This window comes from Achromobacter sp. ACM03, from assembly GCF_014851665.1.
In the GTDB taxonomy this organism is placed as follows: domain Bacteria; phylum Pseudomonadota; class Gammaproteobacteria; order Burkholderiales; family Burkholderiaceae_B; genus Achromobacter; species Achromobacter aegrifaciens.
On the sequence record NZ_JACVAD010000002.1, the window covers coordinates 294730 to 306407 of the forward strand.

At 66.4% G+C, this 11678-nt stretch carries 11 protein-coding genes; 5 read left to right on the forward strand and 6 right to left on the reverse strand.

The genetic code is table 11. The features are described from left to right. Window positions 1–13 precede the first annotated feature (13 nt). Genes IB257_RS09635 through IB257_RS09645 form a run of 3 tightly spaced genes read right to left on the reverse strand, consistent with a single transcriptional unit; the run spans window position 14 to window position 4022 of the window. The gene (locus tag IB257_RS09635; RefSeq protein WP_175180418.1) at window positions 14–769 is read right to left on the reverse strand and encodes a GntR family transcriptional regulator; all 756 of its coding nucleotides are present in this window, start codon (window positions 767–769) and stop codon (window positions 14–16) included. Further along, on the reverse strand, window positions 766–2535 hold the full coding sequence (locus IB257_RS09640) for a glycerol-3-phosphate dehydrogenase/oxidase (protein WP_192492227.1): 1770 nt from the start codon (window positions 2533–2535) through the stop codon (window positions 766–768). The genes IB257_RS09635 and IB257_RS09640 overlap by 4 nt, the downstream gene beginning before the upstream one ends. Beyond that, window positions 2532–4022: an FGGY family carbohydrate kinase gene (locus tag IB257_RS09645; protein WP_192492228.1), complete on the reverse strand. Its 1491-nt coding sequence runs from the start codon at window positions 4020–4022 to the stop codon at window positions 2532–2534. The genes IB257_RS09640 and IB257_RS09645 overlap by 4 nt, the downstream gene beginning before the upstream one ends. Window positions 4023–4201: 179 nt before the next feature. Here IB257_RS09645 and IB257_RS09650 point away from each other — a divergent pair, with 179 nt between their 5' ends. The 5 genes from IB257_RS09650 to IB257_RS09670 are packed head-to-tail and all read left to right on the forward strand — an operon-like array spanning window position 4202 to window position 9653. After that, window positions 4202–5236, forward strand: a complete 1035-nt coding sequence (locus IB257_RS09650; protein WP_054455120.1) for a substrate-binding domain-containing protein — start codon at window positions 4202–4204, stop codon at window positions 5234–5236. Then, complete coding sequence (locus IB257_RS09655; RefSeq protein ID WP_175161184.1) at window positions 5233–6756, forward strand: sugar ABC transporter ATP-binding protein; 1524 nt, start codon at window positions 5233–5235, stop codon at window positions 6754–6756. Before IB257_RS09650 ends, IB257_RS09655 begins: the two co-directional genes overlap by 4 nt. 41 nt (window positions 6757–6797) lie before the next feature. After that, window positions 6798–7784, forward strand: a complete 987-nt coding sequence (locus tag IB257_RS09660) for an ABC transporter permease (RefSeq protein ID WP_192330731.1) — start codon at window positions 6798–6800, stop codon at window positions 7782–7784. Beyond that, window positions 7781–8761 carry an aldo/keto reductase gene (locus IB257_RS09665; protein WP_192353756.1) on the forward strand — a complete coding sequence of 327 codons (981 nt, stop codon included), beginning with the start codon at window positions 7781–7783 and terminating at the stop codon, window positions 8759–8761. The genes IB257_RS09660 and IB257_RS09665 overlap by 4 nt, the downstream gene beginning before the upstream one ends. Before the next feature lie 13 nt (window positions 8762–8774). After that, a complete protein-coding gene (locus IB257_RS09670) occupies window positions 8775–9653 on the forward strand; it encodes a class I fructose-bisphosphate aldolase (protein WP_054455113.1) in 879 nt (292 codons plus the stop codon). Between the two features lie 15 nt (window positions 9654–9668). Here the strand turns inward: IB257_RS09670 and fdx are convergent, their stop codons facing one another. The 3 genes from fdx to IB257_RS09685 all read right to left on the reverse strand — a co-directional run bounded on the left by fdx (window position 9669) and on the right by IB257_RS09685 (window position 11614). Beyond that, window positions 9669–10007, reverse strand: coding sequence for an ISC system 2Fe-2S type ferredoxin (gene fdx, locus IB257_RS09675; protein ID WP_054455112.1), 339 nt, complete (start codon window positions 10005–10007; stop codon window positions 9669–9671). A 16-nt stretch (window positions 10008–10023) separates the two neighbouring features. Further along, a complete protein-coding gene (gene cueR, locus IB257_RS09680; RefSeq protein ID WP_054455110.1) occupies window positions 10024–10503 on the reverse strand; it encodes a Cu(I)-responsive transcriptional regulator in 480 nt (159 codons plus the stop codon). Window positions 10504–10612: 109 nt separating this feature from the next. Then, window positions 10613–11614, reverse strand: a complete 1002-nt coding sequence (locus IB257_RS09685; protein WP_192492229.1) for a 2Fe-2S iron-sulfur cluster-binding protein — start codon at window positions 11612–11614, stop codon at window positions 10613–10615. Window positions 11615–11678: the final 64 nt, after the last annotated feature.

Below are 11678 nucleotides of genomic sequence, written 5' to 3' on the forward strand. Positions count from 1 at the left end.
GCCTCCTGCCGTCTCAGGTAGTAGTCTGCACATGCAGCCGGCTGGACTTGCAGCGGTGCAAGGCGCGGTAGTGCTCCAGCGCCCGCCCGTTGGCGCCATAGGCGATGGACTCGATGCGCAGCATGGGTTCGGGATCTTTCATGCCCAGCAATTCGCAGGTCTGGGCGTCCGGTTGCACCGCGTCTATCCAACGTTCCGCGCGCACGATGCGCAGGCCGTACTGTCTGCGCAGCACGTCGTAGAGCGAACGGTTTTCCAGGCGGGTGCGGTGCAGGCCCGGCACCAGATCCGCGGGCACGGCCGTTTCCACCAGCAATTGCAGTTCGCCGTCGACGCTGCGCAACCGCTTGAGCGCCACGACCTGGCTGTCTTCGGTCAGCCCTAGCGAACTGGCTTCGTGCGCCGTGGGCGCGCGCAGTTCCTGCAGCAGCACCTGGGTGCGTACCGTGCGGCCCTTGCGCTCCATTTCGTCCGAAAAGCCCAGCACGGTGGACACGAAGTCTTCGTCGCGCTCGCGCGCCGACACGAAGGCGCCCTGGCCGCGTATCTTGTAGATCAGGCCGTTGCGGACCAGGTCCGCCAGCGCTTCGCGCACGACGATGCGCGAAATGCCATATTGCTCGCCGAACTCGGCCTCGGTGGGCAGCTTGTCGCCCACGGCCAGTTCGCCTTGCAGGATCTTGCCGCGCACCACGTCGCGGAACTGTGTCCAGAGCGGGGCGCCGGCGCTGCGGTCCAATATGGCTTCGGTGGAGATGGGGCTGCTCATGTCGTCAAAGAGTTTGAAATCGAACCTGTAGCCAAGGCGGAATCGGCGGGCTCTGCCCAGGGCGCCTCGTCTGGAGGAAGTTGAACACAGTGCCGGTCCCGCAGCGTCGCGGTGCAGGCTCGTAACTCGTCTTGCCGGCGCGCCGGGCTCCAGCCCAGCTCGGCTGCGGCGATATCCGCCAGTTCCGCAAGCAGTGCCGGCGTGACATGGCCGCGAATGGCCAGCAAGGTGCGCCGGATCGCCAGGTCGGCCAAGTGCTGCACAGACGTTTCGCGGCACAGATAGCGGATCTCGGCCGTTGAATGATCTGGCGCGTGGCGCAAGGGCTTATCGCCCGCCGCGGCGAAATCCGCCGCCACGGCGCCCGCCCGCGCACCATAGCGCATGAACAGTTCGGCGACGCGCCCGCGGTCCAGCGCGGTGGCGGCCTGAATGCTGTCCAGAAAGCGTTGCCGTCCCGCCGCATCGGCGGGCATGCCCGCGCCTCCACCGATCGCCACCTGCTCGGTCGACTGCCGCCGCGCGCGACCCAGTTGCTGCAGCACCGCGTCGGCCGCCAGTTGCGCTAGCGAACGGAACGTCGTCCATTTTCCGCCGACCAGGCACACCATCGGCACCTCGCGGCGCGAGTTGGGCGGGTCGATCACCACCGCGTGGTCGCGCGATATCTGCCCGGGTTTGTCGGCATCCGACTGGGCCAGCGGCCTGACGCCCACGTAAGTGTAGACCACGTCCTTCCGGCTGAAGTCCAGGCGGGGAAACACCTCATGCAATACATCGAGCAGGTAGTCGATCTCCGCCGGTTCGGTCGCGGCGAGGTCGGGATCATCCACCGGAATGTCGGTGGATCCCACCAGCACTCGGTCCAGGAACGGGTAGACGATGCACACCCGGCCGTCGGACGCCTCGAAGTACGCCATGCGTCCCTGGAGCGCGGTGCGCAGTGCGGGGTGATCCAGGATCAGGTGTGATCCTTTGGTGCCCATGACGCGCGAGCCGTCGCCTTCCAGGGCGCCAGCCGCGCGGTCCAGCCAGGCGCCCGTTGCGTTGACCACCGTGTCGGCAGTCACTTGCACGGATTCGCCGGTCAGCGCATCGCGCAGGGTAATGGCGCGGCCCTGGCAAGCCGTCACGCTGCAATAGTTCGACGCGACCGAGGCCGGGTGGCCGCGATGCGCATCGTCGATCAGCTCCAGCACCAGCCATTCCGGATGCCGTATCCAGGCGTCGTAATACGTGGCCGTCCAGCGCACCGCCGCGCCGAACAGCGCGTTGTCCGCCGCCGGCAGGCGCTCGATGCGATGTTCCGGCATGACGCGCTGGTTGCGGCCCAGCTTGTCATAGAGGCGCAAGCCCAGTCCCACCACGCACAGTCCCCGCGCGCCAGGTGAGGCGTTCAGGCCGGCAAAGCGCAGCATGCTGCCCCACAGTCCGCCGAAGCGGCTGGATAGCGGCACCACGGTTTCCAGCGGCTGCACCAGATGCGCCGCATTGCGCAGCAGCAGATTGCGTTCGCGCGTGGCCTCCGCCACCAGGGAAAATGATCCGCTTTCCAGGTAGCGCAAGCCGCCGTGGATCATGCGCGATGGCGCGCTGCTGGCGCCGGCGGCCACATCGTCCTTGTCCACGATCAGGCAATCCACGCCCTGCAGCGACAGGTCGCGGAACACGCCAGCCCCGTTGATGCCCGCGCCTACGATCACCGTCGAAAAATGGCGTCCCGCCAACGAAGCCGGGCGCATGAAAGCGGATGTGCGAGGAGTCATCGCGCGGATCCCGCAAGATGGCCGAAAGCCGGGGCCATGCTGTCCACCAGGCCATGGAAGCTGGCGTAGAAATCTGCGTGCGCCTGCGCTTCGGTGGCCAGGGGTTCGACCCGTTCGCATGGGGCGGGCAGCAAGTCGCCGCCGCCAGGGTTCTGCGACAGCGCGGCATACAGCGCAGCGCCGCGCGCACCGGTTTCGTCGTCGCCGCAGCGTTCCACGGCGTGGCCCAGAAAGCCCGCCAGCAGGCGCGCCAAACGCAAGTCCCGGGCGCCGCCGCCCAGCGCGGCGACCTTGTCTGGCACGCCCAGTCCAAGCGCCGCCAGGCGCTTCAGGTGCCGCGCGTGCAGCGCTACCACGGCGTCCACCACGGCACGCGCCATGTGCGCGCGGGTGTGATGGCCTTGCAGGCCGACGTAACCCGCGCAGGCTCCCGCCGGCCAGCTGCCGCCATTGATGAAGGGCAGAAAACGCAGACCGTCGGCGCCCAGGGGCACGCCCATCGCGCAATCCACCGCCGCGGCCGCATCCTGGAACTGCAAGGTGCGCGCCAGCCAGGCCACGTTCGCCATCGATGAGGGGCTGTTTTCCAGATAAAGCCTGCGGTCCGGATCGCCGAAGCTGACAATGGCGCCCACCTCCGGCTTCGGTTCGCGGGCCGGCGCCACCACGGCATTCACGCACCAGGTGCCGAGCACGGCCACGGCGTGCCCCTGGCGCTCCGCGTTCACCGCCTTCAGCGAGGCGAGCAGATCGATTGCGCCGAGCGCCACGGGCAGGCCGGCGGGCAAACCGAAAGCGGCCGCCTGGGCCGGCCGCAGCCGGCCGATCACGGCGCCGCTGGGCGCGATGGGCGCCAGCGCCGTGGCGGCCAGGCCGGACAGGCCGGCGGCCTCGAAAGCCATCGTGGACCAAGTCCCCGTGTTGAGCGACAGCAGGCCGGCCGTGCTGGCGTCGCTGGCGTCCGTGGCGATTTCGCCGGTCAACAGGAATCCCAGATAGTCCTTGGCGAACAGCAGGTGGCGGATGCGGCGGAGTTGAGCGGCGTCCGCGCCGTAGAGTTCTGCAGCGATAAGCGACGACTGTCCTGACCACGGCCGGCAGCCGACTTCGTGATACAGCGCGTCCCCCATGTCGCGGCCCAGCGCCCGGGCGCGCGCGGCGGCGCGCTGGTCGGTCGATGCCACCGCGCGGCCTTCCAGCAATTGGCCGCTTGCATCCAGCGCATACAGGCCGGCGCCATGGCCGGTGCAGCACAGCGCGCGCAGGTGGGCCACGCGCGGACCCAACTGGGTTGCCACGCCTTGCAAGGCCCGCGCCAGCGCCGTCTGGATGGCGTCCGCGGGCAGTTCGCAACCGCCTTGCGCCAGTTGCCGATAGGGCAGCGCGCCGCCCGATGCGGCCAGTGTGGTCCCGCTCCCGGCCTCGAAGGCAACCGCCTTCAAGCCCGTGGAGCCCATGTCTATGCCCAGGTAGATGTCTGTTTTCATGTCATAACATTGTCTACAGATATTTCCCGCAGAATAGCAGTGTTTCCCCTAGTAATCTAAAAAATCCGGCTGCAATATAGTTCGTCGATGTCATAACAACGATTCGACCAAAACAAGGTTGAACAACAGGCACCGAGGGCTGCAGGGTTCTTGGAACGATGCGAAAAAAGGAGCGGAACATGAGACGAGATTTCTTGAAGACCGTAGCGGCGGCGGGCGCCGGCCTGGCGAGCGTCAACGCCTTTGCGCAGAACACTCCGCAAGCCCCCGGGCTGCGCGGCAACGCCAACGACGTCTACGTGATGAACGTGATGGTGTCCGGGGTGGAGTACTGGTTCCCTGTCTACGAAATGATGAAGCAGCTGGGCCATTCGCTCGGCGTGCGCACCCGCTATTCGGGCACGCCCGAGTACGACGTCAATAAGCAACTGGCCTCGTTCGAGCAGGAACTGGCGCGCAAGCCGGCCGGCATCCTGCTGCATCCCATGAACCCCGACCCCTTCATCGAACCCATCAACCGCGCCGCGGCCATGGGCATCCCGGTGGTGACCTTTGCGGCCGACTCGCCCAATTCCAAGCGCGTGTCCTTTGTCACGTCCGACAACGACCGCGAAGGCGCGCAGGCCGCCGACGCCATCGCGGCCTCGCTCAATGGCAAGGGCGAATACGCGGTGCTGGAAAACCCCGGCCAGGACAACCATGACCGCCGCGTTGCCGCCTTCATCAACCGCATGAAGACCCAGCATCCCGGCATGAAGCTGGTGGGCCGCGCGGCCAGCAACCAGGATCCGAACAAGGCCTACCAGGCCACGCTGAGCCTGGCGCAGGCCAACCCCGGCCTGGGCGCCCTGTTCATGCCCGAAGCCAACTCGGCGCTGGGCGCGGCGCAGGCCTCCATCGAGACCAAGAAGAACATCAAGGTCCTGTGCTGCGACGTGAACGCCAAGATCCTGGACATGATCAAGTCGGGCGAGGTCTTCGGTTCCGTCAACCCGAACCAGGGCGTGCAGGGCTATATGGGCATGATGCTGCTGTTCCTGGCGCGCAACCAGCAACTGATCGACCCGATGAATGACGCCAAGCGCAACGGCACCAACCCCATGGCCGTGCCGTTCCTGGACAACGGCCTGTCCATCGTCAGCAAGGCGAACGCCGACGACTTCTATTGGGACAAGTACCTGGCGCGTCGCGGCACCAAGGGCATCAACGAATGAAGGCGCCCGCAGCGCTGCTGGAACTGCAGGGCATCAGCAAGCAGTTCGGCGCGTCCAAAGCCCTGGCCGACGTGCGCTTCACGCTGCGCCGGGGCGAAATCCATGCCTTGTGCGGCGAGAACGGCGCTGGCAAGTCGACGCTGATGAAGATCATCGACGGCATCCACCAGCCCGACAGCGGCGACATCTACCTGGAAGGCGAGCGCGTGGTCATCAACGGGCCGGCCCATGCGATGCGCCTGGGCATCGGCCTGGTGCACCAGGAAATCTCGCTATGCGGCGATGCGACCGTGGCCGAGAACATCTTCATGCCCATGATCAGCGCGGGTGCACAGGCCTGGATGGACTATGCCGGCCTGCAAGAGCGCGCTGCGGCCGTGCTGCGGCGGCTGGGCCAGGACATCGACCCGGGCCTGCGGGTGGATGCGCTGGGCATATCGAGCCAGCAGCTGGTCGAGATCGCCCGCGCCTTGACGCTGGACTGCAAGGTGCTGATCCTGGACGAACCCACCGCCGCGTTGACGGAAGTGGAGTCCGTGGCGCTGTTCCGCGTCCTGCATGACCTCAAGGCCCAGGGCATCGGCATCGTCTACATCAGCCACCGCATGGCAGAGATCTTCGAGCACTGCGACCGCGTCACGGTGTTGCGTGACGGCCGCGATGTGCACAGCGGCGATATTGCGGCGCTTTCTCCGGATGCGCTGGTGCGCTGCATGGTGGGGCGCGATCTGGGCAACTACTACCCACCCCGGCAGGCGGCTGGCGATGCGCTAGCCGAGACCCTGCTGGAAGTGGAGGACCTTGCCGACGGCGCCGCAGTCCACGGCATCTCGTTCACGCTGCGCCGAGGCGAAATCCTGGGCATCTCCGGCCTGATGGGCGCGGGCCGCAGCGAGCTGGCCGAAACCGTGTGCGGCCTGCGGCGCGCGCGGCGAGGCGCCGTGCGGCTGCGCGGCCAGCCCCTGCGGCTGCGCCGCTATGCCGACGCCCTGCGCCACGGCATCGCCTACCTGAGCGAAGACCGCAAGGCAGCCGGCCTGTTCCTGGACATGCCTATCGAACAGAACGTGTCTTCGATGGCGCTGCGCCGCATCAGCTCGCGCTTCGGCCTGCTCAAACGCACGGCGGAACGCAGCCTGGCCGTCGAGCTGGGCGCCCGGCTCAGGCTCAAGTCGGACGGCGTGGCGATCGACGCCAGCTGCCTGTCGGGCGGCAACCAGCAAAAGGTGGCCATCGCCAAACTGCTGGCGACCCGCCCCTCGGTGCTGCTGATGGACGAACCGACGCGCGGCGTGGACGTCGGCGCCAAATCCGAGATCCATCACCTGCTGCGCGACCTGGCCAACCAGGGCGTGGGCGTGGTGGTGATCTCGTCCGAGCTGCCGGAAATCATCGGCCTGTGCGACCGGGCCTTGGTGATACGCAATGGCAGGCTCGCCGGAGAGCTTGCGGCCAGCGAAATGACGGAAGAAAAATTGCTGCGGCTGGCCTCCGGCCTGTCCGCCGAGGAGGCGACATGACGAGCGACCTGAAAACCCAACCGGCGGCGCAAGCAGTCCTGATGCCTCCGGCCGCCGGCCTGCCGACGGGGGCCCGCCCGGGACGCCGGCTGGGCAGCTTCCGCGAAGCGGGGCTGCTGCTGATCATTGCCGCGCTGTGCGTCGTCATGAGCTTCGCGTCGCCGCATTTCCTGACCTGGGAAAACGTGCGCGCCATGCTGCTGTCGTTTTCCATCGAAGGCATCGTGGTGGTCGGCATGACCATACTGGTCATCGTCGGCGGCATCGACTTGTCGGTGGGCTCGGTGGTCTGCCTGGCCATGGTCATCACCGGCAAGCTCTTCCTGATGGGACTGGACCCATGGACCGCCAGCCTGGCCGCGATCGCCGTCTGCACGATGGTGGGCGCGCTCATCGGCGGCTGCGTCACCCGCATCGGCCTCAGCCATTTCATCGCGTCGCTGGCGTTCATGGTGATCGTGCGCGGCCTGTGCCTGGCCATCACCCAGGGCACGCCGCAATCGCTGTTCTCCTTGCCGCCGCAGTTCAAGTTCATCGGGCAGGGATCCATCGCGGGCATACCCGCCGTCATCCTGATCTTCGCCGCCATCGTCGTCATCAGCGATTTCGCGTTGCGCCGCGCCGCCCTGTTGCGCAAGGTGTTCTACACCGGCAGCAATGAAAAGGCGGCGCTCTATGCCGGCATCCGCACCGGCCGCGTGAAGTTCTGGGTCACTGTGCTGTGCTCGACCTTGGCCGGCGTCGCAGGGGTGGTCTACACGGCCCGCTTCGGCGCTGCCACGCCCAACTTCGGCGTGGGCATGGAGCTCAACGTCATCGCGGCGGTGGTGATCGGGGGCGCCAGTCTCAAGGGCGGCTCGGGCACCGTGCTGGGCGCGGTGCTGGGCTTGGCCTTGCTGTCGGTCGTCACCAGCTCGCTCATCCTGCTGGACGTGTCGCCCTACTGGCAAGACGTCGTCAAGGGGCTGATCCTGCTGGCCGCGGTCACCGTCGACCATCTCATGAACGTCAAAAAGGTTTCACGATGAAGACAACAACACTGGGCGCGTCCGGCATCGCCTGCGAATCCGTCGGCCTGGGCACCTGGGCCATGGGCGGCTGGATGTGGGGCGGCGGGGACGATGCGGCTGCCGTTGCCGCCATCCAGGCGTCCCTGGACGCGGGCGTACGGCTCATCGATACCGCGCCTGCCTATGGCCTGGGGCACGCCGAAAGCCTGGTCGGCCAGGCGCTCAAGGGGCGCCGCCAGCAGGCCGTCATCGCCACCAAATGCGGGCTGGTCTGGCATACACGCCAAGGCGAGCATTTCTTCGACGAGGAAGGCCAGGCCGTGCACCGCCACCTGGGCCGCGCTTCCATCTTCCACGAAGTAGAGCAAAGCCTGGCGCGGCTGCAGACGGACTACATCGACCTCTACATCACGCATTGGCAGGACGCCGGCACGCCCGTCGCCGAGACCATGGACGCCCTGCTGGATCTGAAGCGGCAAGGCAAGATCCGCGCCATCGGCGTCAGCAACGTGGATCCCGGCACTTTGGCCGAATACCTGCGCCATGGCCCGGTGGACGCCATTCAGGAACGCTACAGCCTGATCGACCGCGAGATCGAAGCCACGCTGATGCCGCTATGCCGCCGCCACAACGTCGGCATCCTCGGGTATTCCTCGTTGGCGCTCGGCCTGCTGGCCGGACCCATCGATCCGGAGCGCCGCTTTACCGGCGACGACCAGCGCGCCGGCAACCCCCGTTTCAGCGTCGCCAATCGCAGCCGGCTGCAAGGCTTCTTCGCAGAACTGGAACCGCTGCGCCAGCGGCTGGACTGCTCGGCTTCGCAACTGATGATCGCCTGGACCACGCGCCCAGGCGGGGTCACCGTGGCGCTATGCGGCGCCCGCACGCCGCAGCAGGCCAGGCAGAACGCCGGCGCTGCCGCGCTGGAACTTACGCCTGAAGACATTGCCGCCATCGACCTGGCAGCCGGGCGTCATCTGCAAACACTGGATTGAACAAGGAATCTCCATGCTGCACAGAAAAGAAGCGCGCCTGAACCGCCTGCTGAACGGCGGCCGCTGCCTGGACATCGCCGTCGACCACGGCGTCTGCAATGAACCCAGCTTCCTGTCCGGACTGGAGGACATGCCGGCCGTGATGGAACAACTGGCCGCCGCGCGCCCCGACGCCATCCAGCTGAACTATGGCCAGGCCGACCTGCTCCAGCAACGCCCCGGCCGCGACAAGCCCGCGCTGGTCATGCGGCTGGACATGGGCAATCCCTACAACGCCACGACCCACCGCGTCATGTGGGCCGTGCTGCAGAACGAGCAAGACCCGGTGCTGCCTGCGGTCCAGATGGACGCGGCCTGCGTGGTGGTCAACCTGTTCATGCTGCCGGACGAGCCCGACCTGTTCCGCCAGTGCGTCGCCAACATCGCGCGGGTACGCGCGGACTGCGACCGCTACGGCATGCCGCTGATGATCGAACCCCTGGTCATGGCGCCGCATTCCGCGCGCGGCGGCTATATGGTCGATGGCGATGCGGAGAAGATCGTCACGCTGGTCAGGCTGGCGCGCGAAATGGGCGCCGACATCGTCAAGGCCGACCCCACGACCGCCACGCGCGATTTCCACCGCGTGGTGCAGGCGGCGCGCTGCCCGGTGCTGGTGCGCGGCGGTGGCCGGGAGGACCTGCGGCAGGTCTTCGAGCGGTCGCGCGAGTTGCTCGATGAAGGGGCGGTGGGGCTGGTGTATGGCCGCAATGTCTACCAACACGCCGATCCGTCATCGGTGGTGCGGGCGCTGATGGCCATGATCCATGATGACGCCAGCGCCGGACAGGCATGGGACATCTACGAGGCAGGCGGCCGACAGGATGCAAGGCTCATCGGCCGAAGTTCCTGACACCTCAGCCAGATCCTAATGCTCTTCCTTCGCATGGTTGATCGTGTATTTGGGGATGGCGACGGTAAGGTCCTCTTCCGCGACGATCGCCTGGCAGCTCAGGCGGGATTGGGCTTCCAGCCCCCAGGCGCGGTCGAGCAGGTCGTCCTCGGACTCGTTCGCTTCGTTCAAGGATTCGAAACCCTTGCGCACGATGCAGTGGCAGGTGGTGCAGGCGGCGCTCATGTCGCATGCATGTTCTATTTCAATGCCGTTGGCCAGCAGGGCCTCGCAAATTGTGGTGCCAGCCCGCACCTCCAGCTCGGCGCCTTCGGGCGCCAGCTCGGCATGCGGGAGTACGGTGATTTTTGGCATATCGGATTCCAGGCGCTCAACAAGCTGATGCGGGTTTTGCCGGCGATTCCTTGCGAGCGCTCCGCAGCACGGCGCCGCCGCGCGCGGCGGGCTCCTGTTCTTTTTCGTCCGGCTGCTCAAGGGTGTGCAGGATGGGGCAATTCGGCCGATCGTCGCCCGCGCAACAGCGGATCAGCGCCTCGAGCGTGTCGGCCATCTGCCGCATGCTTTCGATGCGCCGGTCCAGTTCAGCCAGGTGTTCCTGGGCTACGTGCTTGACGTCCGCGCTCTGGCGCGACTGGTCGTGCCAGAGGCTCAGCAGATCCTTGGTCTCGGCGACTGAAAAGCCCAGGTTGCGAGCACGGCGGATGAAGTGCAGCCGGTGAACATCGATCCGGCTGTAGGCGCGGTAGCCGGACGAGTTCCGCTGCGCCACGGGTATCAGGCCGATCTGCTCGTAATAGCGGATCATTTTTGCCGATACCTTGGAGGTCTTGGACGCTTCGCCGATGTTCATGGGAGTCTCCTCGCTCAAAGGAATGGGTAGAGGCATGAGAGAAGACTAGAGCTTTCCAACATGGGAAGGTCAAGCATGCCGCCGGCCGGGGAGGGGCCGGTCCGGCTGGTTACTGTGGCGTAAAAAAAACATCGGCGTGCATGTCCTGGACGTTCAGTCCGCGCTCGAACGCCAGAGCCATCGCCGCTTCCACCATCGCCGGCGGGCCGGCGACATAGGCTTTCCAGCTTTTCAAGTCCGCGAGGTCTGCGCCGGCGGCTTGCGTGACGAAGCCGGTCCGGTATGGCGTGGCATGCGCCTCGGACAACACGGGCACAAAGCTCAGGTTGGCGTGGCGGCGTGCCAACGCCTCGAAATGCTGGACGAAGTAAAGATCCCGTTCCGTGCGCGCGCCGAAGTAGACATGAATCGGCTGGCTCATGCCGTGCGCGAGCGCGGTTTCGACAATTGAGTTGATGGGGGCCAATCCCGAACCTCCCGCGATGCAGAGCATCGGTCCGGAATGTTCATCGCGCAGATGCGAGGAGCCGAGCGGTGCGCGCAGCGCCACGCGTTCACCAGATTGCAGCGTGGCGTGGACATAGCCCGACGCGACCCCGCCCGGAACACGGCGGATGTGGAATTCCAGTTCGCGATCGCCTGGCCTGTTGGCCATCGAGTAGCTGCGCGCCGGCGACGGCCCGAACCTGATGTCGGCATACTGCCCGGCGGCGAACGGCAAGGTATTCGTTGCTTCAGGTCGGATCCTTACGCGCATGATGTCGTGCGTCAGTTCGTCCATGGCAACGACGGTCCCTTCCACATTCTGGATTGGCGCCGCGGCTGCTTCGTCGTTGCCCAGCCATGCCACCGCCACATCGCTCTTCGGAACCGCGCGGCACGCCAGGATGAAGCCGCAGCGCGTTTCTTCTTCCGTCAACGCGTAGCGCGAGTGCGGCAGCATTTCCACCGCGCCTTCGATCAGGCGCGATTTGCAGCTGCCGCAGCGGCCCGATCGGCAGCCGTGCGGATAGGCAACGCCATTCTGCAGTGCTGCTTCGAGTATGGTCTGGCCGTCCGGAACCGGCAGCCTGGCTCGCGCCTGCCGGATGTCCACCGTTCTACTGCTCATTGGGTTGCTCCAGATACTTCGGGTTGGTATGGAACGGCATCGAGATGCCCTCTGCCGTTCAGAC

Coding starts and splice junctions, on each gene's coding strand:
- IB257_RS09635 (WP_175180418.1), bottom strand. CDS start 769: ATGAGCAGCCCCATCTCCACCGAAGCCATATTGGACCGCAGCGCCGGC.
- IB257_RS09640 (WP_192492227.1), bottom strand. CDS start 2,535: ATGACTCCTCGCACATCCGCTTTCATGCGCCCGGCTTCGTTGGCGGGA.
- IB257_RS09645 (WP_192492228.1), bottom strand. CDS start 4,022: ATGAAAACAGACATCTACCTGGGCATAGACATGGGCTCCACGGGCTTG.
- IB257_RS09650 (WP_054455120.1), top strand. CDS start 4,202: ATGAGACGAGATTTCTTGAAGACCGTAGCGGCGGCGGGCGCCGGCCTG.
- IB257_RS09655 (WP_175161184.1), top strand. CDS start 5,233: ATGAAGGCGCCCGCAGCGCTGCTGGAACTGCAGGGCATCAGCAAGCAG.
- IB257_RS09660 (WP_192330731.1), top strand. CDS start 6,798: ATGCCTCCGGCCGCCGGCCTGCCGACGGGGGCCCGCCCGGGACGCCGG.
- IB257_RS09665 (WP_192353756.1), top strand. CDS start 7,781: ATGAAGACAACAACACTGGGCGCGTCCGGCATCGCCTGCGAATCCGTC.
- IB257_RS09670 (WP_054455113.1), top strand. CDS start 8,775: ATGCTGCACAGAAAAGAAGCGCGCCTGAACCGCCTGCTGAACGGCGGC.
- fdx (WP_054455112.1), bottom strand. CDS start 10,007: ATGCCAAAAATCACCGTACTCCCGCATGCCGAGCTGGCGCCCGAAGGC.
- cueR (WP_054455110.1), bottom strand. CDS start 10,503: ATGAACATCGGCGAAGCGTCCAAGACCTCCAAGGTATCGGCAAAAATG.
- IB257_RS09685 (WP_192492229.1), bottom strand. CDS start 11,614: ATGAGCAGTAGAACGGTGGACATCCGGCAGGCGCGAGCCAGGCTGCCG.